Raw genomic sequence first — 22,586 nt, forward strand, 5'->3', positions numbered from 1 at the left:
GTCCGTCGAGCCCCTCGCCTGTGGCGGCCCTTGGCCAGCCTCCTCCTGCTCGGCGGCCTGTGGGTGTGGCTCGAGCCGGGGGAGGTGGTCGACGCGGTCGGTCCGTTGGCGCCGGGCTGGATGCTGCTGGCCCTGGCCCTGACGCTGCCGCAGGTGCTGCTCTCCGCCTGGCGCTGGCGGCTCACCTCGTCGCGTCTTGGCCTGCCCCTTGGCTGGGGGCGCGCCTTGCGGGAGTACTACCTGGCCCTGTTCCTCAACCAGGTGCTGCCCGGCGGGGTGGCGGGGGATGCCGCCAGGGCCTGGCGGCACTCCCGGGACAGCGGTCGGCGGGGCAGTGCCTGGCGGGCGGTGATCATCGAACGCGCCTCCGGCCAGCTGGCCCTGCTGCTGCTGACCCTGCTGGTCGTGGCGCTGTCACCGCTGTGGCAGGGCCTGCTGGGCGAGGCGCTGGCGAGCCTGTCATCACCGCTGGTGCTGGGCGTGGCATCGCTGCTGGTGCTGCTCGGCGTGCCCGTGACGCGACGTCTGCTGCGCCGGCCGCCGGTGGCACTGGCCGGGCTGGGGGGCGACCTGCGCCGCAGCCTGCTGGCCTCCTCGGTCTGGCCGCGGCAGCTCGCCGGCTCCCTGCTGGTGGTCCTGAGCTACGCGCTGGTGTTCGTCTGCGCGGCCCGGACGATCGGCGTCACCCTGCCCCTGGGCACCCTGCTGGCGCTGGTGCCGCCGGTCCTGATGGCGATGGTGATTCCGCTCTCCTTCGCCGGCTGGGGGCTGCGGGAAGGGGCGGCGGCGCTGGTCTGGGGGCTGGCCGGCCTGGCACCGGCCGAGGGGGTGGCGGTGTCGATGGCTTATGGGCTGCTGGTGCTGGTGGCCAGCCTGCCTGGTGCGCTGTGCCTGCCGGGCCCGTCGCGCCGCGCTGCCGCTGGGCCGTCCGGCGATGGGTCAGGGCCGGGTGAGGTCCAGGTCGAAGACGGTGTCGTCGCCGCAGCGGAATGATCGCGCGACGGGTCGACGCGCCTGATCCAGGGTGGCGATGGGCGTCATGGCCAGCCCCGGGCGACCGGAGCCGATCAGCAGGGGGGCCACCAGCAGGTGCAGGCGGTCGAGCACGCCGGCCTCCAGGAACCTCGACACCGTGATGCCGCCGCCCTCGACCAGCACGCGCTCGAGCCCCCGCGCGGCCAGCGCATCGAGCACGGCCGCGGGGTCGAAGCCGTCGGTGCCCACCGGCAGCCGCAGGCGGGTGACATGGTCGGACGCCGGCGGCGCGATATCGACCTGCTCGCCGACCAGGTGGAGGGTCGGCGCCTCGGCTTCGCTGAGCAGGCGCAGGCTCGCCGGCACCCGGCCCCGGGGGTCGAGGATCACGCGCACCGGCTGGCGTCCGCTCACGTGGCGCACCGTCAGCAGCGGGTCGTCCTCGCAGGCGGTGCCGGCGCCGACCACCACGGCGTCCACCAGCGCCCGCAGCCGATGCAGGTGCGTCCTGCTCTCGAGGCCATTGATGTAGTACGAGTGGCCGCTCTCGGTGGCGATGCGGCCATCCAGGCTCTGGCCCAGCTGGGCGAGGGCAAGGCGGCCGGCATGCCCCGCCAGCGGCGCCAGGTTGTCGAGCAGTGCCCGGGCGTCGTCGCTCACCGGCACGTCAGACGTCCATCCGTGGGCCGTCAGGCGAAGCGGGCCGTCCTCATGCCCCGCCGCGTCGCGGCCGGTCGGGCCCTGACGGCCCTGGCAGAGGACTCGGCAGAGGGCCTGCCAGGCCGTCTCCTGGTCCAGGGGCGCTGAAGGGGAGGGGGTCATGAGGGCTCCGGGTCAGGGGAAAGCATTCATCATGCGCAGTCCGACACGGCGGGACAAGGTCTGCAAGGAGGGCATCATGCATCAGGTTGAACGGGCCATCTTCGATCTTCGACGCGGCATGACGGTGGTCGTCATCGACGGCGACACTCGCGTGCTGGTCCAGGCCATCGAGGGAGCCGGCGAGGAGGCCGTGTCACGCCTGGCCGGGCTGGCGGGCGACACGCCCTCGCTGGTCCTGAGTCGCCACCGGCTGGCGGTGCTGGGCGAGCCGGACGCCCGTCGGCTGGCCCGCCTGCCCTTGGCGGAGGGCACCGATCGGCAGCGGCTGGTCGACCTGGCCTTCGGCCTGGCGCCGGAGGCGAGGATCGGTCGCGAGGCGCTGGCCCGCTGGCGTCGGGCCCTGGAGCCGGCGCAGGCGGCGGACCGGGCGGCGCTGGCGCTGATGCGCCGGTCGCTGCTGATCCCGGCGGCGCTGGTGGCCCGGGTCAGCGAGGCCGAGTGGTCCGCCGTGCAGGCCCGGCTGGACGACGGCACCTGGCTCGCGGTCCGGGCGGACGAGGCCGAGCAGTGCCTGGAGGGGGGCGTCGGCATGCTCAAGCGCGTCAGCGAGGCGCAGATTCCCCTGGAGGATGCCTTCGACTGTCGCTTCATCCTGTTTCGCGAACCCGACGGCCTGCGCGAGCACGTGGCGGTGGTGATCAACGAGCCCGGCCAGGGGGACGAGGCGGTGCCGCTGCGCCTGCATTCGGCCTGCCTGACCGGCGATCTCTTCGGCAGCCTGCGCTGCGACTGCGGTGAGCAGCTGCGCAATGCCGTGGCCGACATCCAGGCGCTGGGCGGCGGCGTGCTGCTCTACCTGGCCCAGGAGGGGCGCGGCATCGGGCTGGCCAACAAGCTGCGGGCCTATACGCTCCAGGACGGCGGCCTGGACACCCTGGATGCCGACCAGGTCCTGGGGTTCGGCGACGACGAGCGTCGCTATGGTGTCGCGGTGGACATGCTGGATGCCCTGGGCATCCGCCGCGTCCAGTTGCTCACCAACAATCCCGGCAAGATGGCGGCGCTAGCCGAGGGCGGTATCGAGGTGGTCGAGCGCCAGGCGCTCTTCGGCAGCCTCAACGATCACAACCGGCGCTACCTCAGCGCCAAGTCGGAACGCGCCGGCCACCTGCTCGATGCCGTGTTCACCGGCGACCGGGACTCGACCGGCTGACCGTGACGGGCACGCCCGGGGCGATACGGGGCGCGCTATCGCTCCCGGGTGTGCCCGGTGTCCAGGCTCTGGGTCTCGCGAAGGATGCGGGCGATGCGCTTGCCGTAGTGGGCCACCAGGCGGGCGCCGAGCTCCGCCGTGCCTAGTCGCGCATTGCCGACCACCCCGGCGGGATGCAGGTCCTCGGCCAGCCAGGCGAAGGCGGCCTCTCCCTCCGGGCCCAGCAGCCATCCCTTCTCTGCCATGGCCTCTCCCCGTGAGGGTGGGTGATCCAGGTGGTCGAGGCGCACCTTGTCCGGGGCCAGGTGACGCATCATGGCGGTCTCCAGCGCGCCTCCATGGAGCCCGTGGCGCAGTTCCTCGGCGGGCAGCCCGCCGGCGGGCAGCATGCCCGGCGGGGGCATCCGGGTGTAGTTGACCTTGACCACCATCATGCCGTGACGGCGGCGCAGGCGCAGGGCGGCCAGGTCCATCACCGCCTTGTTGCCGCCGTGGCTGTTGATCAGCACCAGACGCTTCAGGCCAGCGCGGGCCACGGCGTCGCCATGGGCCTCCAGGGTGGCAATGGCCAGCTCCGGCGGCAGGCTGAGGGTCCCTGGGAAGCTCAGGTGCTCGTCGCTGGCCCCCACCGCCATGGGCGGCAGGATCACCAGGGGGAAGCGCTCGGGCAGGTGGGTCAGTGCCTCCTCCAGCAGCCCCTCCCCGATATCGAGGTCGGTGGAGAGCGGCAGGTGGGCGCCATGCTGCTCGATGGCGCCCATCACCATCACCGCCACCGCACTGCGCTGCAGGAACGATAGCTCGTGACTGGTGAGGTCCAGCCAACGGGGACAGGGGGGGTGATCACTCATGGGGCGGTGCGCTCCGTGCCGTGTGGTTCATCACAATGATGGGCGTGGCGCTCGCCGGAGGCCAGGCCTTCTGCCCCATCGCCCAGCCAGTCACGCCTGACCGCCGGGGGCGCGGTGGATCTCGGGGAGGCCGGGGCGCCGGCTCCCGGGCCTGGCCCTTTCACCGGTGGCCAGGCGACGAACGACTGCAGCGGCATCTCCCCGGGCGATTGCGGCGGCGGGGGCGTCGGGTGGGCCCCAGGCGGGCTTGGCGGGGCCGTGGCCCATCGCCGCAGCACCGCGGTGGGCATCACCTCCGCCGGCACCCTCAGCAGGCCGGCGCGGGCGAGCCAGCGGCCGAGGGTCGGGCTGCTGGTCACCCTGACCAGCGGCGCCGCCAGCAGCAGGCCCCCCCAGACCGGGGAGAGCCACCAGAAGAACATCGGGGCAAGCAGGTAGGTCGACGCGGCCCATCCCGCGCCGATCAGGCTCGCGAGCCAGGTGTGGCGAAACGCTTCCCCCCAGGGCACCGATCGTCCCTCACGGTCCTGGGCGTCCCAGCGCACTTCGTGGCCACCGAGCACGCTCAGGATGAACCCGCTGTGCAGCAGCATCATGAGGGGCGCGATCAGGATGGCGAAGGCAATCTCCAGCAGGGTGCTCGCCAGCAGCCTGGCGTGACCTCCGAAGGCGCCGGGTCGCTGGATGAGGGCCAGCAGGAAACCCAGCACCTTCGGCAGCAGCAGGATCACGCCCGTGCTGAGCAGCAGGGGCATGATCAGGTCGGACGTGGCGATGGGCCAGTCGGGGAAGAGCTGGTAGCCGGAGCGGAAGAAGTCATGGCGCCCCTGGGCCCGGCCGATGGCATCCACGGTGCTGACCACCAGCATCAGCCCCCACAGCAGGGAGCTCAGGTAGGCCAGCGCCCCGGACAGGAAGTGGAGTCGGTTCATGGGGTGCAGGCCGCGGGCGGTCAGCAGCCGCAGGTGCTGCAGGTTGCCCTGGATCCAGCGCCGGTCGCGCTTGGCGAACGCGAGCAGGTGGCTCGGCACTTCCTCGTGGCTCTCGCCGAGACGGACCTCCAGATGGACCCGCCAGCCGGCCCGGCGCATCAGCGCCGCCTCGACGAAGTCGTGGCTGAGTATCTCGCCGCCCAGCGGCGGTGTGCCGGGAAGCATCGGCAGGCCGCAACAGGCCATGTAGGCGCGGGTGCGCAGGATGGCGTTGTGTCCCCAGAAGTTCGCGGCATCCCCCTGCCAGAAGCAGTGCCCGGTGGCGAGCAGGGGGCTGTGAAGCGCGGCCGCGAACTGTGTGAAGCGCCCGAACACGCTGGAGGCGCCCACCGGGATCGGCACCGTCTGGATCAGCCCGATCCCGGGATGGGCCTGCATCATGCCCACCAGCGACACCAGGGTCTCGCCCCCCATGAGGCTGTCCGCGTCCAGCACGACCAGGTAGTCATAGCGATGGCCCCAGCGGCGGCAGAAGTCGGCCAGGTTCCCGGCCTTGCGACCCCGGTTGTCCTCGCGACGACGATAGTGCACCGCCAGGTCAGGGGCCAGGCGCCGCTGCAGCCGGGCGATGGCGGCCTGCTCCCGGCGGGCGATCGCATCGTCCCGGGTATCGCTCAGCACGAAGACCTCGAAGCCCTGGGCGTGGGGGTGGTCGAGCAGCGACCGACAGGTGCTCTCCAGCCCCCCCGCGACGCGCTCGGGGTCTTCATTATGGATGGGCATCACCAGTGCCGTGCGGTGCTCGCCCGGATCGGTCGCCGTCGCCGGGGGATCGAGGCGGGCCAGGGTCAGCGGATCCCGGCGGGTCAGCTGCAGCAGGAAGCCGATGATGGCGGTCCAGAAGGCCACGGTGATCCAGCCGAAGATGATCACGAACAGGCCCAGCACGATGCCCTGCAGGGCCGTGATGCCGTCGACGTTCAGGATGTCGAACATGGCCCAGCCGCCCAGGGCGGTGGTGGCGAGCACCAGCAGGGCGACGAGCGCCTGGCGGGCGGCCAGCCACGGCACCCGGAGCGCCCCGTCAGCGGAGCTCATCGGGGTTCCAGACATAGTTCCAGGTTTCGCTCATGAGCCTGTCGCGCAGCGTCAGGGCGAGCCGCATGTCCGCGGGGGTCGCCCCCTCGGGCTGCAGCCGGAAGGAGGCGCGCCAGGTCTCGCCGTCGGGAAGGCGCTGCACCCGGACCTGGCGGGCCTCGCCGCTCGAGACCTCGAGCCTGGCCTCGACCGGATGGCTGGCGTCCAGGCTCGAGAGCTCACCGCCCCGGAAGTCGACCATGAACTGGCGAAGGCTGCGCGGCGGTGGGTCGCTCTGCCCCGGGACGGCCCCCCAGCCCTGCCGGGTGCGCACGGCGCTGGCCAGGGTCTGCTCGGGACGCCGCGCATCGAAGGTGGAGAGCCGGTAGCGATAGGTGCGCGACTCATTAGCCGCGAGAGGTTCCTCGGGGACCCAGTAGGCCACGATGTTGTCGTTGGTCTCCGTGTCGCTGGGGATCTCGACCAGCTCCACGCTGCCCGGCCCCCAGTCATGGAGCGGTGCGATCCAGTGGCTGGGGCGCCGCTCGTAGCGTGACTCCATGTCCAGGTAGTGGTCGAAGTCCCGGTCGCGCTGGGCCAGACCGAAGCCCGCCGGGTTCTCGTCCCGCTGGCGGGTGATGCGCAGCTCGCGCGGGTTGCTCAGGGGGCGCCAGATCCACTCCCCGGCATGGGTCTGCACCAGCAGGCCCTCCGAGTCGTGCACCTGGGGCCGGAAGTCGTCGGCATTGGAGGGGCTGACGTCGCCGTGCATGAACATGCTGGTCAGCGGGGCGATGCCCAGCTTCTGCACCTCGCGGCGGGCGAACAGCCGCGCCTCGACCTCCACCTCGACGTGCTCGCCGGGATGCACCCGGAAGTGGTAGGCCCCGGCGAGCGAGGGGCTGTCGAGCAGCGCGACGAGGTCGAGGCGGGTCGCCGTCGGCTCGGGCTTGAACAGCCAGAACTCCCGGAAGGCCGGGAACTCCTCGCCCCCGGCGGTGGCGGTATCGATGGCCAGGCCCCGAGCCGAGAGGCCATAGCCCTGGTCGCGTCCCACCAGGCGGAAGTAGCTGGCGCCCTGGAAGACCAGGAACTCGTCGTGGTAATCCTCGCGGTTGAGGGGGTAGTGCAGGCGAAAGCCCGCGTAGCCCGCGCCACTCAAATCCGCCTCTGCCAGGGAGGCGGCGGCGCCATCGTAGCGGAACCAGGATGACCGGAAGGGCACCGGGTGCCGCTCTCCGTCCTCGATCAGGTGCAGGCGGACCGGCCGCTCGAACAGGAACCCGGGGTGGAAGAGCTGCACCGAGAATAGCCCCTCGTCCCGCCATCGGGCCGCCTCCGGGCGAAAGCGGATGGAGCGGTAGACATCGTAGTCGATGTCCCGCAACGCCTCGCTCCGATGGCCGGCCGGCGCCTCGTAGGAGGACGCCGCGAGCCGGCGAGCGCGATCGGTGACATTCGCGAAGGTGTCGATGACAGTCTCGGGCAGGGTGGTGTCGGCCCACGTCGACGGGACCTTGCCCGCCACAAGCAGGCCCGCCACGAGCAGGCTGGTGGCCAGCCAGCGCAATGGGGTCATGGGATGATCCTCCTTGGCGGGCGTCTCCCGGTGAGGGGGCTAGGGGGCGGCGGCAGGTTGTCGGGATATTTCTCTACAAAGATTATACACTGAGGTCTTATTGGTCCATCTTGTCCGGATGATTGCTGCCATGCCGTTACGTTCCCGAGGCCGTTGGCTCCTGGGCCTGGCGTTGCTCAACGTCATGCTGCTGGCACCCGTGTGGCTGTTGTACGGCGACCCGACCTCCCGCTGGCTGGCCCTGGAGGCCTGCCTGCTGGCGGGGCTGCTGGCGCTGCTGCCATCCTCGGGACTCTATGCCGGGCTGCGCTGGCCGGTGGTGGCCCTGGTCATGGCCTTCCTGCTGGTCGGCCTGGGTGACCTGGCGACCCACCTGGCCTTCGGGCGCTCTCTGAACCTCTACCTCGACCTTCCCCTGCTGCCGTCCGTCTTCAACCTGCTCGAGGGTAACCTGGGGGCCCCGGTGGCCTGCCTGGTCGTGCTGGGCGCCGCGGCGCTGCTGGCCCTGGCGGCCTGGCTGCTGGCGAGGCTGGTCGGCAACCTGCAGGGTACCGCCCGCGGTGGCCCGGCCGTGGCCGGCGCCCTGGTGATGATGGTGGCAAGCGGTGCGCTGATCGCCGCCGAGCTCCAGCAGGTCCGGCCGCTACCCGGGGCCCGGACGCCGCTGGTGGACACCCTGCGGTTCCAGGGGCTGCAGCTGGTCGAGACGCGCCATGCCCATCGTGACTTCGCCGCGCGGATGGCCGCCGAGCCCGACCGTGTCACCACCATGCCGGGGCTGGCGGGACGCGACGTGCTGCTGGTCTTCGTGGAGTCCTATGGCATCTCGGCGCTGTTCGATGAGCGCTACGCCCGGGTGCTGGACCCGCGCCTCGACGACATGGCCGAGCGGTTTGACGCCGCCGGCCTGTCGGTGGCGTCCGGCATCCTCGACGCGCCGATCCGCGGCGGCCAGTCATGGCTGGCGCACGCCACGGCGCTGAGCGGCCTGCGGATCGACAATTCGCTCTGGTACCGGTTGATGCTGGACAGCGAGCGCACGACCCTGGTGGACGACTTTCGCGCCACGGGGCACCGCACCCTCGCGGTGATGCCGGCCATCACCATGGCCTGGCCGGAGGGTCGCGCCTACGACTTCGACGAGATCCACGCCGCCGCGGACATCGACTATGAAGGCCCGCCCCTCAACTGGGTGACCATGCCCGACCAGTACACCCTGCACCATTTCCAGACGCGGATCCGCCCGGAGGCCGGCGCGTCGCCGCTGTTCGCCCAGATCGCGCTGATCAGCAGCCATGCGCCCTGGACCCCGATCCTGCCGGTGCTCGATGACTGGGACACGGTCGGCGACGGCAGCGTCTTCGCGCGATGGGAGGACGCCGGCGAGCCTCCCGACGAGCTCTGGCAGGACCTGGAGCGCGTGCGCGATCACTACGCCAGGTCGCTCGACTATGCTCTGGGGGCCGGCGCCCGCTGGGCCGCGGACTTTGTGGACGCCGGGACCCTGGTCATCCTGCTGGGGGACCACCAGGCGGCCCCCCTGATCACCGGCGACAACGCCCGCGGCGGCGTGCCGGTGCATGTGATCAGCGGCGATGCCCGCCTGCTCGAGCCCTTCCTGGCGCGGGGCTTCGTCCCCGGCACCCATCCGCCCGGGCCCGAGCGCTATGCCGAGGGCGAGGTCGCCGGCCAGGAGGACCTGCGCGGCTGGCTGCATGAGGCATTCGGTGCCGACGGTGCGCTGGACGCGCCCACCACTTCCCTGACCGCGGACCGAAGGGTCCGGGAGGCAAGATGACACGACGCATTCCGAGGAGGGCGAGGGCCCTGTCCGTCGCCCTGCTGATCGGCCTTCTCGGCCTGACGGGGCCGTCCGGGGCCCAGGCCTGGGAACTGGATCGGGACGCCAGCCGTATCGAGCTGATCGCCACGGCCGAGGGCCGCGAGGCGGTGACCCGCGTCGAGGACTTCGACCTCGACCTGGCGGGCGAGCTCGACCGGCCCGCCGAGGCCGAGCTGGTGCTGACGATGGAGTCGGAGAGCATCACCGGCGGCAACGGTATCGTCGATGGCCTGCTGCACGGCCGTCACTGGTTCGACGTGGAGGCCTATCCCGAGATCGTCTTTCGCAGCACCGATATCCAGGCGCCGGCCCCGGGCGAGTGGCGCGTCGAGGGGGAGCTCTCGCTGCGGGGCGACACCTACCCGCTGACGGTGCCGGTGGGCTGGACTCGGCAGGGCGAGCGGGTCCGCGTGACCGGCCGCCTGGCCCTGGATCGCACCGACTTCGACATGGGCCGCGGCGCCTGGCGCTCCGACGGCACGGTGAAGCACGAGGTCCATGTCGACTTCGCCCTCGAGCTCCTGGCGCCGTCGCGTTCTTGATCTTTACGTTCCTGGCCTTCAAGGAGACTTGCCCGTGTTCACCCCCGTGATCCTGGCCGGCGGCAATGGCGTGCGGCTCTGGCCGCTGTCGCGCCGGCAGCGGCCCAAGCAGTTCCTCTCCCTGGACGGCGAGGGCAGCCTGCTGGCCAACACCCTGGCCCGGCTCGAGGGGCTCGGCACGGCCCCGCCCATCGTCATCTGCCAGGAGGAGCACCGGTTCCTCGCCGCCGAGCAGCTGCGTCAGGCGGGCGCCTCGGAGGCGAGGCTGCTGCTCGAGCCCGAGGGGCGCGGCACGGCCCCGGCCATCGCGCTGGCGGCCCTGCTGGCTCGCCGCGAGGGGCGCCGGGAGCCGCTGCTGGTGCTGCCGTCGGACCATCACCTGGCCGACGACCAGGCCTTCCGCTCGGCGCTGGAGAGTGCCGAACGGCTGGCCGGCGCGGGCCACCTGGTGGCCTTCGGCGTGGTGCCGACCCGTGCCGAGACCGGCTATGGTTATCTCCAGGCCGGCGAGGCGCTGGGCGAGGCGGGCTTTGCAGTGGCGCGCTTCGTGGAGAAGCCCGACCCGGCCACCGCCGAGCGCTTCCTGGCCGACGGCGACCATTTCTGGAACAGCGGCATGTTCGTGCTGCGCCCCGAGGACTACCTCGATTCCCTGGAGGCCCTGGCGCCGGCCATGCTGGCCGCCTGCCGGGGTGCCATGGACGGGGCCGTGGTCGACCTCGATTTCCTGCGGCCTGATGCGCGGGCCTTCCTGGAGAGTCCCGCCGACTCCATCGACGTGGCGGTGATGGAGCGCACCGACCGGGCGGCCATGGTGCCGCTGGCCGCCGGCTGGAGCGACATCGGCTCCTGGCAGGCGCTGTGGGAGACGCTGCCCCGGGATGCCGACGCCAATGTCCTGCGCGGCGACGTGGTCTGCGAGGAGAGCCGCGGGCTGATGGTGCACGCGGAGTCGCGGCTGGTGGCCGCCCTGGGGGTGCAGGACCTGGTGATCGTGGAGACCGACGATGCCGTGCTGGTGGCGGACCGCGCCCGCAGCCAGCAGCTGCGGGGCCTGGTCGAGCGACTGGAGGCCGGGGGCCGGGGAGAGACTCGCTTCACGACCACCGTGCATCGCCCCTGGGGCCACTACCGGACCGTGGACGCCGGGCCGCGATACCAGGTCAAGCGCATCACCGTGCGCCCCGGGGCGCGGCTCTCCCTGCAGCTCCACCACCACCGGGCCGAGCACTGGGTGGTGGTCCGCGGCACCGCCCGGGTCACCCTGGACGAGGAGGTCTTCCTGGTCGGCGAGAATGCCTCGACCTTCATCCCGGTGGGGCGCGTGCACTGCCTGGAGAACCCCGGCCTGATCCCGCTGGAACTCATCGAGGTGCAGTCCGGCTCCTACCTGAGCGAAGACGACATCGTGCGCCTGGACGACTGCTACGGGCGGGAGTAGGTCATCCCGCCCCGTGGGCGCTGGCGGGGAGGAAGCGCGTCATTCCGGCACGGCGTCCAGCAGGTCGACCCACTCCGTCCGGTCGGGCAGGGTCAGCTCGCTGGCGGGCCGACCGCTGGCATACCACTCGCGGACGTTGCGCAGCTGCCATCGACGGCGTTCGCCGTCCAGCTCGATGCCCAGCCGGAAGGGCCCGTAGCGGGCGAGGGCGCGGCCCGCCAGATGTGAGTCGCGCAGCGCGACGTTGGCCAGCAGCTCCAGGCGACTGCCGCCCTGCACGGCGAGGTCCTCCAGGCGCAGGGTCTCGTCGTCGAACATCACCCGCACCTGGCCGCGCACCTCGCCGAGCGTCAGCCTGTCGCGCAGCCAGCTCCGCTCCCGGGCCGAGTCGACGAACAGGTTGACCAGCAGGCCGCTGTCGCGCATGGCCAGGTCGAGCCGGGCGTCGAGGGCCAGCGGTGCCACCCAGCGCACCTCTCCCTCGGGGACCTCGAGGCGCGCCCACCAGCCGCGGGTCTGGTCGCCGGCGGCGTTCTCCAGGCGCACGTCGCTCATGCTCAGCTTGGAGCCTGCGACGTCGAAGCGCAGCGTCTCCAGGTCGCCATCGGAAAGGCGAGCCTCCAGCGCCAGCGTGCCCTCCAGGATCTGCTCATCGAAGGCGAGGCGGGCGTCGGAGGCGTTCAGCGCGAGGCTGCCCTCGGCCCCCAGGCCCTCGAGCCGCAGGTGGGTGGCCATCGTCGCCTGGCCCGACAGGAAGGCGATGCCGGCATCCCTGGGCAGGTATTCATTGAAGGCGGCGAGGTCCGGTATCGCCACATCGGGCATGTCGATGCGCGTGCTGAGTGCCTCCAGTCCCTCGCTCGGGTCCAGGTGCTGCGCCCGGCTGCGGATCTCCAGCAGGCGGCCGTCGATCAGCGAGTCGCTTCCCTCCTGGCGGCGCAGGCCGAAGCGGGGCAGGGAGAGGTGCAGCTGGGCGCCGGGGTTGGTGGTCTCCAGCACCAGCGAGCCGTCGCCGAAGGCCTCGTAGTGCAGGAAGCGCACGGCGAGCCTGTCGGAGTGCACGCGAAGCTGGCTGTCGGGCATCACCTCGGCGTTCGCCAGGCCGAGGTCGAGGGTCAGGCGTCCGCCCCCCTGGACGGCCAGGCCATGCTCGTCGGGCAGGAAGGCATTGAGGAAGCCGAGACGGTCGAGCTGGCCATCCAGCCGCAGGGTGCCGGCCAGAGGGCGGCGTGGCGCCTCCCGGCCGGGCCAGTCGAAGCCGCCCTCGAGGCTCGCCCTCGGCAGCACCAGCAGGGTGTGAAGCGGCTCCCCGCGACTCGACGAGGCGGTCAGTTCCAGCCGGCTGCCGGAGAGATCGACCCGCTGGCGGTCGGGAACGATCTCGCGCAGCTCGAGGGTCACGTCCAGTTCGCCCTGGAACTCCTCCTCCAGCAGGCGGCCCCTGATCGCGTCGCCTGCCAGGGTGATGCGCCCTCGGCCTCGGTCGTCCTCCAGCAGGATGCGCCCGCGGCTGTCGGCCCATCCGGCCTCCAGCCGCAGCGGCGCCGCCTCCGGCAGGTAGGCGTTGAGCACCGCCACATCGGGAATACGCGCGCCGTGCCACTCCACCGCCAGTGAGCGGGAGCGCGGGAGCGTCGGTCCTGCACTCGCCGTGCCGGTGAGGGACAGCTGCTCGGCCTGGAAGAGCCGACGGCCATCCGCGAGGCGGGTGAGGGCCACGTCGTCGAAGACGAGCTCGACGTCGGCCTGCGGATCGGGGCCGTCGGGACGCAGGGCGAGGTGCGCCCGACCATCGCCGCGGGCCTGGACACCGAGGAAGCGCGCACCCAGCGCCTCGGAACGCACCTCCAGCTGGCTGCCCTCCAGCGGCTGCCCGTCCCGGACGTGCAGGGTCCCGTCGAGCCGGCCGCCGCCTTCAAGGGCCAGTCCGACGCCGCCGAACCGTTCGGCGAGCAGGGGGGCGAGCAAGGGGGGGAGCATGCCGAGATGGGCCACCCGGCCATGCAGTTCCACGTCCGCCGACCAGGGGATGGCGCCGTCGGGCGGGGGGGCGTCATCCCGCGTTCGCCAGGCCAGCGGCGACTGGAACCGGGCCTTGGGCAGTTGCAGCTCGGTGGTGAGCGTCTGCTCCTCGCCCGGGGCGGCGGCGTCGAGGTCGAGTCGTGTGCCGGAGATGTCCACCAGGCCGCGTTCGATGTCGAGCTCGGCAATCGGCAGGTGCAGGCCGAGTCGTCCCCTCACCGGCTGTTCGCCGAGGCGCAGGGCCAGGGCCTCGCCGGAAAGGTCGAACCCCCCGCTCAGGCGCTCGCCGTCGTAGGCCAGCTCGCCCTCGAGCCCTGCCACGCCGCCCTCCAGGGTCAATGGCAGCTCGGCAGGGAGATAGTGGTCGAGGGTGGCAATGTCGCCCACCTCGGTGTTCCGCCAGTTCAGCCGAGCCCGGACATCACGCGCCTCGTGACGCTGGTCGGGGGGCGCTTCCAGGCGCAGGGCGGGCGCGGTGAGGTCGAGCTGGAAGCCGTCGCCGCGCAGCAGGGGCGCAGCCCCGGGGGAAGCGGCGACATCGGCCATCTCGATGCCGTCGAGCTCGACGGCGAGCCGGGCGCGCTCTGTCATCTCGGCCTCCACCGACCCGGCGCCATCGACATGGTAGCGCGTCCCCCCCTCCAGCCAGTGGCTCTCGTCGAGACGCACGCTCAGCCGTGGGGAGTCGAGGCGCAGGCTGCTGCCTGGTTGTACCTCGCCGTTCTCGATCACGACCTCGCCTTTCAGGTCGCCGTGGCCACCGATCTCCAGCCAGCCGAGCGAGGCGAGGTAGGGGTTGAAGACGGTATAGGCATCGCTGCGCCCGGCCAGGGCGACGGTGCCCGAGACGGCGCGTCCCGCCGCGCTGCCGGTGGCCTCGGCCAGCGCCAGCGGGGCGAGGGCCAGGTCGGCCTCCAGGGTGACGCCCTCCACCAGCCGCGTGTCGTCCTTCAGCACGGCGCCGTCGTCCAGCGTCAGCTGCACCGCCTTCGCGGCCAGCGTGCCGGCGCCCCAGTGGAGGCCGGCGAGATGCAGGCTGCCACTGCCCTGCAGGCGGTACGCATCCAGGCCGACGTGGCGGATGCCCTCGGCAGCGAGGCGGCGAAGCCGGACCTCGCGGCCGAGCAGCGGGGCCAGGGCGACGCCCAGCGTGGCGCTCTCCGCCTCCAGCGCGACGTGGTGCCCGGCGGCCGTGCCGGCAAGGCGCAGCCCGGACACCCGCAGGTGCCCGGGATAGGCCGTCCAGGCCCGCTCCCAGTCCAGCGTGACCTGCGGCGCGCGGTCGAGCTGGCGGCGTCCCCAGTCGCTGTTGAGCAGGGGGTTGGCGGTGACGAGGTAGAGGGGATAGAGGGCCGCCAGGAGGAGGGCGAGCCGGGCCAGCATCCTGAGCGGCATGGAGCGAATCATGGAAGGTGCGTGCGTGCCGGGTGCATGGGGCCACCTTCAAGTCGAGCGGCTAGGGCCGCGCTCAATAGAGCCGGAAGCGCCGGTAGTCGGGGTGCGCCTCGGCCTCCTGGGGGGTCTTGCGGTAGCGCTTGTACTCCCACTGGTACTGGGCCGGGTCCAGGGCGATGGCGGACTCCACGCTGGCGTTGACGCCGGTGGCCGAGGTGGCCTCGTCGGTCGCGTAGACCCGCTCGTCGGCGGCCAGGAAGTGGAGGGCGAAGCCCCGGCCGGGCAGGCGCAGGGCCACGCCGGTGACGACCCGGGCCTCGGTGCGGGCCACCAGCTTGGGGAGCAGGGTGGCGGTGTAGGCGAGCCGTCCGAAGAAGGGCGCGAAGACGCCGCTGCCCCAGTCCGGCTCCTGGTCGGGGAGGATGCCCACGGCCTCGGAGCGCTTGAGCGCCTTGAGCAGGGCGGCCACGCCGCGGGGATTGGTCGGCACCAGCGTCGCGCCGCGGCGTTCCCGGCCCTGGCGGATGATCGGGTCCAGCGGGGGAAGCTTGGGGGGCTCGTACATGGCGGTGAAGGGGAAGTGGCCGGAGAGCCAGAAGTTGAGCACCTCCCAGTTGCCGAAGTGCGGCGCCAGCACGATCACGCCGCGTCCCTCGGCCCGGGCGCCGTCGAGCAGCTCGCGGCCGTGCACCTCGACGATCGACGCCTCGACCCGCTCGGGGTCGCCCATCCAGGCGAAGCCCAGTTCCAGCATGGTGGCGGTGGAGTGCGTCAGGCTCTGCCGGGCCAGCTGGCGACGATCGGCGTCGCCTCGCGCGGGGTAGACCTCGGCCAGGTTGGTCCGGGTGACGAGGCGCTCACGTCGACTGAAGCGCTCCACCAGGGGGCCGACCAGTCGGGCCAGGCCCCACAGGGTGGCCAGGCGGCGGCCGGCGAGGCATCGCCACAGGGTGGCGATCGCCCGGGCCTGCACGGCACGCAAGCGGCGTTCAGCCTCGCTCACGGCTCAGACCCACCAGGTGGCCACGTTGTCCGGCGCGCGCTTCTCGTTCAGCGCCTTGAGCCCCTTCACGCAGCGGATCACCAGCCAGATCACGGCGGCCAGCCAGGTGAGGAAGCCGATGAGCACCAGGGTGAGCAGGCCGGACACGCCGAAGTAAAGCAGGGCCATCCAGAAGGTGCGGATCTGGAAGCGGTAGTGCTCGTCGAGCCAGGCCGGCCCGTTGCCGCGGTAGACGTAGGCGATCACCACCGCCACCAGCGAGGTCAGGCCGCCCGTGACCAGGCCCGCCAGATGCAGCACGTAGACCACGATGGGCAGGGTCGTGTCGGGGGCGTCCTGGGTGGCGACGATCCGGTCGTCATCTCGATGCGGGTTGTCGTTCATGGCTCGTCCCTGAAGGTCGGTTGGCTGGCGCCCATGATACCGCCCGAGGCCGACAATGCCACCGGGGCGTCAATGGGCCTGGGGCTTCACCGGGCGGCTGATCTCGATGAGGTTGCCGTCGGGGTCGCGCAGGTAGAGCGACTCGAGCTCGCCCACGGCGCCCTGGCGGAGCACCGGGCCGAGCTCCACCTCCACGTCCAGCGCCTCCAGGTGGCGCTGCACCTCGTCCAGCGGCAGCAGGCTGCGCACGCACAGGTCCAGGCTGCCGGGGGTGGGCGTGGCGGCCCGGGGAGTGACATCGGTGGCGGTCCAGTGCAGGCGCAGGGCCATGTCGGCCAGCATCAGGTCGACGCGCTCCCGGTCGCGGTAGCGGACCTCGAGCCCCAGGACGCGGGAGTAGAAGTCCACGGCGCGGGAAATGTCGGTCACGGTGATGACCAGGTGGTCCAGACCTGACAGCATGCAGATCTCCTCGGTAATGATGGCCTGGCAAGAGAATACGATGATGCTGTCCTGTCCGCTATGCACGTCGACCGACACCGCGCCCTTCCACCGCGACGCCCGGCGCGACTACCTCCGGTGCCGGGTCTGTGCGCTGGTCTTCGTGCCGCCGGCGCAGCGCCTCGACCCCGCGGCGGAGCGCGCGGTCTACGACCAGCACGAGAACTCCCCCGACGACCCCGGCTACCGACGCTTCCTGTCGCGGCTCTATGATCCGCTGCGCCGCCGCCTCGCCCCGGGTGCGCGCGGCCTCGACTTCGGGTCGGGCCCGGGGCCGACCCTCTCGGTGATGTTCGAGGAGGCGGGCCACCCGATGGCCATCTACGACCCCTGCTATGCGCCGGACGCCTCCGTGCTCGAGGACCGCTATGCCTTCATCACGGCCTCCGAGGTGGTGGAGCACCTCTTCGCCCCGGGCCGGGAGCTCGCCCGACTGGCCGCCCGCCTCGAGCCGGGCGGCTGGCTCGGGCTGATGACCAAGCGGGTGACCTCCGCCGAGGCCTTCGCCGGCTGGCACTACATCCTCGACCCCACCCACGTCTGCTTCTTCAGCGAGGCAAGCTTCGAATGGCTGGCCCGGCACCTGGACATGCGAGTCGAGTTTCCCGCGGCCGACGTGGCCCTGCTGCAGCGGCGCTAGACGGCCTCCCTGCGGGGCCCTCCCGCGGGGATTCCGGGCCTGCCGAGCGGGCGTCCCGCCGTGGCCAGGAGGGGTCGGGAAATCGATTGACTCCCGTCTCGCCGGGGGTATCATTCCCGCCAGGAATCGCTCTACGGCCCACCGCGCAGGCGTTCTCCGGCACCTTCTGCCACCCTTCCCGTTCCACCTGCTGCTGTGAGGCCCTTCATGTCGCGGCAACTTCTGGCCATGGCCCTCGCGCCCCTGCTGGGGCTCTTCATCCTGGGGATCGGCAACGGTTTCCTGGCCACCGTGATCACCCTGCGCCTGGATGCCGCCGGCGAGTCGCCGGTGGTGATCGGCTGGGTCTCCTCCGCCTACTTCATCGGTCTGGCGATGGGCGCCATGCTCAACGACCGGCTGCTGCTGCGCATCGGCCATATCCGCGCCTACGGCAGTTTCGCCTCGCTGGTGGCGGTCACCGTGCTGCTGCAGGGCCTGGTGGCCGAGCCCTGGGCCTGGTTCACCCTGCGCCTCATCGGCGGCTGGGCCACGGTGGGGGTCTATCTCGTGATAGAGAGCTGGCTGCTGGCCTCCGGCGATGCCCGGGTGCGCGGTCGCCTGCTGGCCCTCTACATGATCTCGCTCTATGCCGCCGGGGTGCTCGGCCAGCTGCTGCTGGGCGTCACCGAGGCCATGGGCGGGCAGTCCTCCTTCATGGTGATCGGCCTGCTGGCCTCGCTCTCGGTGCTGCCCATGGCGATGATCCCGCGGGTCTCGCCGCTGATCGAGAAGGCCGAGCCGCTCTCGCCGCTGCGCCTGGTCACCCTGACCCCCACCGGGGTGATGGGCAGCTTCGGCTCGGGGCTGATGGTGGCGGCGGTCTACTCCCTGCTGCCGCTCTACCTGCAGCGCACCGGCCTGCCGGTGGATCGGATCGGCCAGATGATGGCGGTGGTGGTGCTCGGCGCCATGCTGCTGCAGTACCCCGTGGGCCGCTGGTCGGATCGCCACGACCGCCAGCTGGTGCTGATCCTGATCGGGGCCTTCTGCACCCTGATCTCGGCGGCCGTCCTGTGGCTGCCGCTCCACCAGGGGGTCCTGGCCGGCCTGCTGTTCCTCCTCGGCGGCGGCGTCTTCTCGCTCTACCCGGTGGCGGTGGGCCATGCCGCCGACCGGGCGCCGGCCGGCGCCCTGGTGCGCATGAGCCAGGGTCTGCTGCTGATCAATGCCATCGGCTCGGCCATCAGTCCGCCGCTGATCTCCCCGGTGATGGGCCTGCTGGGCGATGCCGGCCTGTTCTGGGCCTTCGGCGCCGTCGGCGTCTTCCTGGTGGCCTTCTTCGGCTGGCGGCGCAGCGTGCGTCCGGCGCCGATACCGGTGGCGCCCTTCTCGGCCTCCACGCCGATGTCCTCGGCGGGCGCCGAGCTCGCCGTGACCGAGGAGTGGGTGCAGGGGGCCCTGGAGCACGAGCACGTGGAGGACCTCTCCGGCGCCTTCCCCGAGGTGGAGGTGGCCGAGCCGCTGGTCGGCCCGCCGCCGCAAGACCAGCCGCATATCGCCTACTACGACGAGGCGCCGGACGAGGAAGCGGCGACGGAGGAGGCGCCGCCGGCCGACGAGGCGGCCCTGACGGATGCCGCGCGGCCCTGACGGCCTCTCGATCATCGGCCCGTCCACCCCGAGCCCGCGACCCCGTCGCGGGCTCGGGGGTTTCCGGGATCGACCTTGGGATAATGGTTAACGAAAAGTAGGGAATCTACTATCGGCGCTATTATTTTTCCCCGAGGTGACCCATGACCCCCTACGCCGCCCCCGTCCGCGACTTCCGCTTCGTGCTGGAGGAACTGCTGGAGCACGGCTCCCTGGCCCTGCCCGGATTCGAGGAGGCCAGCCCCGAACTGGTCGAGGCGGTGCTGGAGGAGGCGGCGAAACTCGCGGGGGACGTCTGGGCCCCCCTCAACGCCAGCGGTGACCGCCAGGGCTGCACGCGCGGCCAGGACGGCTCGGTGAGCGTGCCCGATGGCTTCATCGAGGCCTATCGCGCCTACGCCGAGGGCGGCTGGAACGGCATCGGCGTCTCCGAGGCGCTGGGCGGCCAGGGCCTGCCCGAGGTGGTGGCGAGCGCGGTGCAGGAGATGCTCCACGGCGCCAACATGGCCCTCGGGCTATGCCCGATGCTCACGGCCGGGGCGATCGAGGCGCTGGCCCACCACGGCAGCGACGAGCAGAAGGCCACCTACCTGCCGAAGCTGGTCGAGGGGACCTGGACCGGCACCATGAACCTCACCGAGCCCCAGGCCGGCTCCGACCTCTCCAAGGTGCGCACCCGCGCCGTGCCCCAGGAGGACGGCAGCTATCGGCTCTTCGGCCAGAAGATCTACATCACCTGGGGCGAGCACGAGGCCGCCGAGAACATCCTCCACCTGGTGCTGGCGCGCAAGCCCGGTGCCCCCGAGGGCAACAAGGGGATCTCGCTGTTCCTGGTGCCGAAGTACCTGGTGATTGATGCCGACGGCTCGCTGGGCGAGCGCAACTACGTCACCTGCGCCTCCATCGAGCACAAGCTGGGCATCCACGGCTCGCCCACCTGCACCCTGAGCTTCGGCGAGAACGAGGGCGCCATCGGCTACCTGGTGGGCGAGGAGGGACGTGGCCTCAACCACATGTTCACCATGATGAACGAGGCACGCCACAAGGTGGGCGTGCAGGGCATCGGCGTGGCCGAGCGGGCCTGCCAGCAGGCCTTCGCCTATGCCCTGGACCGGGTGCAGGGCCGGCGGGGCGGCAGCGAGTGCACCATCAGCGACCACCTGGACGTGCGGCGCATGCTGCTCTCCATGCGCGCCCGCACCGATGCCCTGCGCGCGCTGGCCCTCTACTGCGCCGCCCAGCTCGACGTGGCCCGCCACGCCGAGGACGAGGGCGACCGCCGGGCCGCCCAGGCCAAGGTCGACGTGCTGATCCCGGTGGTCAAGGCCTTCTCCACCGACCAGGCCGTGGAGATCGCCTCGCTCGGCGTGCAGGTGCACGGCGGCATGGGCTTCATCGAGGAGACCGGCGCTGCCCAGCTGCTGCGTGACGCCCGCATCGCCCCCATCTACGAGGGCACCAACGGCATCCAGGCCCTGGACCTGGCCGGTCGCAAGCTGCAGCGCGACGGCGGGGCGGCCCTGGCGGGCCTGATCGACGAGGTGGAGAGCACCGCGCGGGCGCTGCGCGCGACCCCGGAATTGGCGGCCCTCGGGGAGGGGCTCGCCGCCGGCGCCGCCGACCTCACCGCGGCCCTGGCCAGCGTGCTGGAGCAGGGCAGCGACCCGGAGCGCGGCGCCGATGCCGTCCAGGCCTACGCCACGCCCTTCCTGACCCTGGCCGGCCACGTGCTCTGCGCCTGGCAGATGGGGCGCGCGGCGCTGGCGGCCACCGCCGCCCGGCAGGCCGGCAGCGGCGACCCCTTCTATGCTGCCAAGGTGCAGAGCGCCGATTTCGCCATCCGCCAGTGGCTGCCCGTGGGGCGGGCCCAGCGGGCGGTGATCGAGGCCGGCATGGCCAGCCTCGCCGGCTTCGAGCCCCGCTCTTCGTGAGCAGTGACCGGTGAGCAGTGACCAGTGAGCTTGCCCGTCGCCGGCCCTAGCGCCGGCGATTCCCTTCCAGGACATCCGTGGAGCCCATCATGACCCAGAGCATCTTCGAGCAGGGCCTGCCCCAGACGCCGGCCAACCATGTGGCCCTCTCGCCGCTGACCTTCATCGAGCGCAGCGCCTCCGTCTACCCGGACTACCCGGCGGTGGTGCACGGCGAGATCCGCCGCACCTGGTCCGAGACCTGGCAGCGCTGCCGGCGCCTCGCCTCGGCGCTGGCGGGCCGCGGCATCCAGCCCGGCCAGACCGTGGCGGCCATGCTGCCCAACGTGCCGGCCATGTTCGAGGCCCACTTCGGCGTGCCGCTGGCGGGCTGCGTGCTCAACACCCTGAACATCCGCCTGGACGCCGAGGCCATCGCCTACATGCTCGAGCACGGCGAGGCGAAGGCGGTGCTGGTCGACCCCGAGTTCGCGGAGGTGATCGAGGCTGCGGTGGAGAAGCTCGACCACAAGCCGCTGCTGATCGACGTGGACGATGTCCTCTTCGAGGGGGAGGCGCGACGCATCGGCGAGCTGGAGTACGAGGCCCTGCTGGCCGAGGGGGACCCGGCGTACCCCTACACGCTACCGGAGGACGAGTGGCAGGCGATCTCGCTGAACTACACCTCCGGGACCACCGGCAAGCCCAAGGGCGTGGTCTACCACCACCGCGGCGCCTACCTGAATGCGGTGAGCAACATCCTCGAGTGGGCCATGCCCCACCATCCCGTCTACCTGTGGACCCTGCCGATGTTCCACTGCAACGGCTGGTGCTTCCCCTGGACCATCGCCGCCCGGGCCGGCGTCAGCGTCTGCCTGCGCCGGGTCGATCCGAAGCGGATCACGGACCTGATCGCCGAGGAGGGGGTGACCCACTTCAGCGGCGCGCCCATCGTGCTCAACGGCCTGGTCAACCTGCCCGACGAGCAGAAGCGCGACTTCGACCATCCGGTGAAGGTCACCACCGCCGGCGCCGCGCCGCCCGCGTCGGTGATCGCCGGGGTCGAGCAGCTCGGCATCGAGGTGACCCATGTCTACGGCCTGACCGAGGTCTACGGCCCGGTGACCGTGTGCGCCTGGCGCGAGGCCTGGGACGAGCTGCCCCTGGAGCAGCGGGCCAGGATCAAGGCCCGCCAGGGCGTGCGCTACCACATGCTCGAGGCGCTCTGCGTGGCCGACCCGACCACCATGGAGCCGGTGCCCAAGGACGGCCAGACCATCGGCGAGATCCTGATGCGCGGCAACAACGTCATGAAGGGCTACCTCAAGAACGAGGCGGCCACCGAGCAGGCCCTGGAAGGCGGCTGGTACCATACCGGCGACCTGGCGGTCTGGCATCCCGACGGCTACCTGGAGATCAAGGACCGCTCCAAGGACATCATCATCTCCGGCGGCGAGAACATCTCCACCATCGAGGTGGAGGACGCCATCTATTCGCATCCGGCGGTGGAGGAGGCCGCGGTGGTGGCCAAGCCAGACGAGAAGTGGGGCGAGACGCCCTGCGCCTTCGTCAAGCTGAAGGTGGGCTACGGGGAGGTCTCCGAGCAGGAGATCATCGAGCATTGCCGCGAGCACCTGGCCCGCTTCAAGGTGCCCAAGACGGTGATCTTCACCGAGCTGCCCAAGACCTCCACCGGCAAGATCCAGAAATTCGTTCTGCGTGACGAGGCGCGCAAGCAGTAAGTCCTTCGACGCCGGGGAGACCCTTTGGGGTCAGACCCCGGCGGCGGGCAACCCTGCCAGAGAAATGCACGGTGATAGTCCT

Annotated in this window: 17 protein-coding genes; 9 read left to right on the top strand and 8 right to left on the bottom strand. The window is 71.7% G+C overall.

What is annotated here, in order from left to right; translation table 11 throughout:
- Positions 1-30: 30 nt before the first annotated feature.
- Entirely contained in the window at positions 31-993 is a 963-nt protein-coding gene (locus BOX17_RS12285) for a lysylphosphatidylglycerol synthase transmembrane domain-containing protein (protein WP_071944959.1), read from the top strand.
- Here BOX17_RS12285 and BOX17_RS12290 read toward each other — a convergent pair.
- On the bottom strand, positions 940-1,797 hold the full coding sequence (locus BOX17_RS12290) for a RibD family protein (RefSeq protein WP_083582154.1): 858 nt from the start codon (positions 1,795-1,797) through the stop codon (positions 940-942). The genes BOX17_RS12285 and BOX17_RS12290 overlap by 54 nt on opposite strands.
- A 76-nt stretch (positions 1,798-1,873) precedes the next feature.
- On the opposite strand from BOX17_RS12290, the gene BOX17_RS12295 reads away from it, so the two are divergent.
- Positions 1,874-3,010, top strand: coding sequence for a GTP cyclohydrolase II (locus tag BOX17_RS12295; protein ID WP_071946854.1), 1,137 nt, complete (start codon positions 1,874-1,876; stop codon positions 3,008-3,010).
- 35 nt (positions 3,011-3,045) lie between these two features.
- Here BOX17_RS12295 and BOX17_RS12300 read toward each other — a convergent pair whose 3' ends face one another.
- Genes BOX17_RS12300 through BOX17_RS12310 form a run of 3 tightly spaced genes read right to left on the bottom strand, consistent with a single transcriptional unit; the run spans position 3,046 to position 7,449 of the window.
- Positions 3,046-3,861: a creatininase family protein gene (locus tag BOX17_RS12300; protein ID WP_071944961.1), complete on the bottom strand. Its 816-nt coding sequence runs from the start codon at positions 3,859-3,861 to the stop codon at positions 3,046-3,048.
- The gene (gene mdoH, locus BOX17_RS12305) at positions 3,858-5,891 is read right to left on the bottom strand and encodes a glucans biosynthesis glucosyltransferase MdoH (RefSeq protein WP_071944963.1); all 2,034 of its coding nucleotides are present in this window, start codon (positions 5,889-5,891) and stop codon (positions 3,858-3,860) included. The genes BOX17_RS12300 and mdoH overlap by 4 nt, the downstream gene beginning before the upstream one ends.
- Entirely contained in the window at positions 5,878-7,449 is a 1,572-nt protein-coding gene (locus BOX17_RS12310) for an OpgD/OpgG family glucan biosynthesis protein (protein WP_071944965.1), read from the bottom strand. The genes mdoH and BOX17_RS12310 overlap by 14 nt, the downstream gene beginning before the upstream one ends.
- 130 nt (positions 7,450-7,579) lie before the next feature.
- On the opposite strand from BOX17_RS12310, the gene BOX17_RS12315 reads away from it, so the two are divergent.
- From BOX17_RS12315 to BOX17_RS12325, 3 genes are read left to right on the top strand one after another with little or no spacing between them, the layout of a single operon-like run.
- Positions 7,580-9,247, top strand: a complete 1,668-nt coding sequence (locus BOX17_RS12315; protein ID WP_071944967.1) for an alkaline phosphatase family protein — start codon at positions 7,580-7,582, stop codon at positions 9,245-9,247.
- Entirely contained in the window at positions 9,244-9,834 is a 591-nt protein-coding gene (locus BOX17_RS12320) for a YceI family protein (protein WP_071944969.1), read from the top strand. The genes BOX17_RS12315 and BOX17_RS12320 overlap by 4 nt, the downstream gene beginning before the upstream one ends.
- A gap of 34 nt (positions 9,835-9,868) precedes the next feature.
- Positions 9,869-11,275 (top strand): mannose-1-phosphate guanylyltransferase/mannose-6-phosphate isomerase, encoded by a 1,407-nt coding sequence (locus BOX17_RS12325; RefSeq protein ID WP_244272137.1) that lies wholly within the window; start codon positions 9,869-9,871, stop codon positions 11,273-11,275.
- A 39-nt stretch (positions 11,276-11,314) separates the two neighbouring features.
- On the opposite strand, the gene BOX17_RS12330 is transcribed toward BOX17_RS12325, so the two are convergent.
- The 4 genes from BOX17_RS12330 to BOX17_RS12345 all read right to left on the bottom strand — a co-directional run bounded on the left by BOX17_RS12330 (position 11,315) and on the right by BOX17_RS12345 (position 16,541).
- The gene (locus BOX17_RS12330) at positions 11,315-14,692 is read right to left on the bottom strand and encodes a hypothetical protein (protein ID WP_071944973.1); all 3,378 of its coding nucleotides are present in this window, start codon (positions 14,690-14,692) and stop codon (positions 11,315-11,317) included.
- Positions 14,693-14,765: 73 nt separating this feature from the next.
- On the bottom strand, positions 14,766-15,695 hold the full coding sequence (locus BOX17_RS12335; RefSeq protein WP_071944977.1) for a lysophospholipid acyltransferase family protein: 930 nt from the start codon (positions 15,693-15,695) through the stop codon (positions 14,766-14,768).
- A gap of 3 nt (positions 15,696-15,698) precedes the next feature.
- A complete protein-coding gene (locus tag BOX17_RS12340) occupies positions 15,699-16,079 on the bottom strand; it encodes a DUF4870 family protein (protein ID WP_071944979.1) in 381 nt (126 codons plus the stop codon).
- Between the two features lie 69 nt (positions 16,080-16,148).
- Complete coding sequence (locus BOX17_RS12345; RefSeq protein WP_071944981.1) at positions 16,149-16,541, bottom strand: VOC family protein; 393 nt, start codon at positions 16,539-16,541, stop codon at positions 16,149-16,151.
- A 40-nt stretch (positions 16,542-16,581) separates the two neighbouring features.
- Between BOX17_RS12345 and BOX17_RS12350 the strand changes: the two genes are divergently transcribed.
- The 4 genes from BOX17_RS12350 (at position 16,582) to BOX17_RS12365 (ending at position 22,504) form a co-directional block, all read left to right on the top strand.
- On the top strand, positions 16,582-17,220 hold the full coding sequence (locus tag BOX17_RS12350) for a class I SAM-dependent methyltransferase (protein WP_071944984.1): 639 nt from the start codon (positions 16,582-16,584) through the stop codon (positions 17,218-17,220).
- Between the two features lie 207 nt (positions 17,221-17,427).
- Positions 17,428-18,852, top strand: a complete 1,425-nt coding sequence (locus BOX17_RS12355; protein ID WP_071944986.1) for an MFS transporter — start codon at positions 17,428-17,430, stop codon at positions 18,850-18,852.
- Positions 18,853-18,995: 143 nt separating this feature from the next.
- Entirely contained in the window at positions 18,996-20,783 is a 1,788-nt protein-coding gene (locus tag BOX17_RS12360) for an acyl-CoA dehydrogenase (protein ID WP_071944988.1), read from the top strand.
- Between the two features lie 89 nt (positions 20,784-20,872).
- On the top strand, positions 20,873-22,504 hold the full coding sequence (locus BOX17_RS12365; RefSeq protein ID WP_071944990.1) for an acyl-CoA synthetase: 1,632 nt from the start codon (positions 20,873-20,875) through the stop codon (positions 22,502-22,504).
- Positions 22,505-22,586: the final 82 nt, after the last annotated feature.

This window comes from Halomonas aestuarii, assembly GCF_001886615.1.
GTDB lineage: Bacteria > Pseudomonadota > Gammaproteobacteria > Pseudomonadales > Halomonadaceae > Halomonas > Halomonas aestuarii.

Excerpts from the sequence above, each read along its gene's own strand:
- BOX17_RS12350 (WP_071944984.1), top strand. The coding sequence starts at position 16,582 with ATGATGCTGTCCTGTCCGCTATGCACGTCGACCGACACCGCGCCCTTC.
- BOX17_RS12360 (WP_071944988.1), top strand. The coding sequence starts at position 18,996 with ATGACCCCCTACGCCGCCCCCGTCCGCGACTTCCGCTTCGTGCTGGAG.
- BOX17_RS12345 (WP_071944981.1), bottom strand. The coding sequence starts at position 16,541 with ATGCTGTCAGGTCTGGACCACCTGGTCATCACCGTGACCGACATTTCC.
- BOX17_RS12365 (WP_071944990.1), top strand. The coding sequence starts at position 20,873 with ATGACCCAGAGCATCTTCGAGCAGGGCCTGCCCCAGACGCCGGCCAAC.
- BOX17_RS12315 (WP_071944967.1), top strand. The coding sequence starts at position 7,580 with ATGCCGTTACGTTCCCGAGGCCGTTGGCTCCTGGGCCTGGCGTTGCTC.
- BOX17_RS12355 (WP_071944986.1), top strand. The coding sequence starts at position 17,428 with ATGTCGCGGCAACTTCTGGCCATGGCCCTCGCGCCCCTGCTGGGGCTC.
- BOX17_RS12300 (WP_071944961.1), bottom strand. The coding sequence starts at position 3,861 with ATGAGTGATCACCCCCCCTGTCCCCGTTGGCTGGACCTCACCAGTCAC.
- BOX17_RS12320 (WP_071944969.1), top strand. The coding sequence starts at position 9,244 with ATGACACGACGCATTCCGAGGAGGGCGAGGGCCCTGTCCGTCGCCCTG.
- BOX17_RS12340 (WP_071944979.1), bottom strand. The coding sequence starts at position 16,079 with ATGAACGACAACCCGCATCGAGATGACGACCGGATCGTCGCCACCCAG.
- BOX17_RS12310 (WP_071944965.1), bottom strand. The coding sequence starts at position 7,449 with ATGACCCCATTGCGCTGGCTGGCCACCAGCCTGCTCGTGGCGGGCCTG.
- BOX17_RS12330 (WP_071944973.1), bottom strand. The coding sequence starts at position 14,692 with ATGCCGCTCAGGATGCTGGCCCGGCTCGCCCTCCTCCTGGCGGCCCTC.
- BOX17_RS12295 (WP_071946854.1), top strand. The coding sequence starts at position 1,874 with ATGCATCAGGTTGAACGGGCCATCTTCGATCTTCGACGCGGCATGACG.
- mdoH (WP_071944963.1), bottom strand. The coding sequence starts at position 5,891 with ATGAGCTCCGCTGACGGGGCGCTCCGGGTGCCGTGGCTGGCCGCCCGC.
- BOX17_RS12290 (WP_083582154.1), bottom strand. The coding sequence starts at position 1,797 with ATGACCCCCTCCCCTTCAGCGCCCCTGGACCAGGAGACGGCCTGGCAG.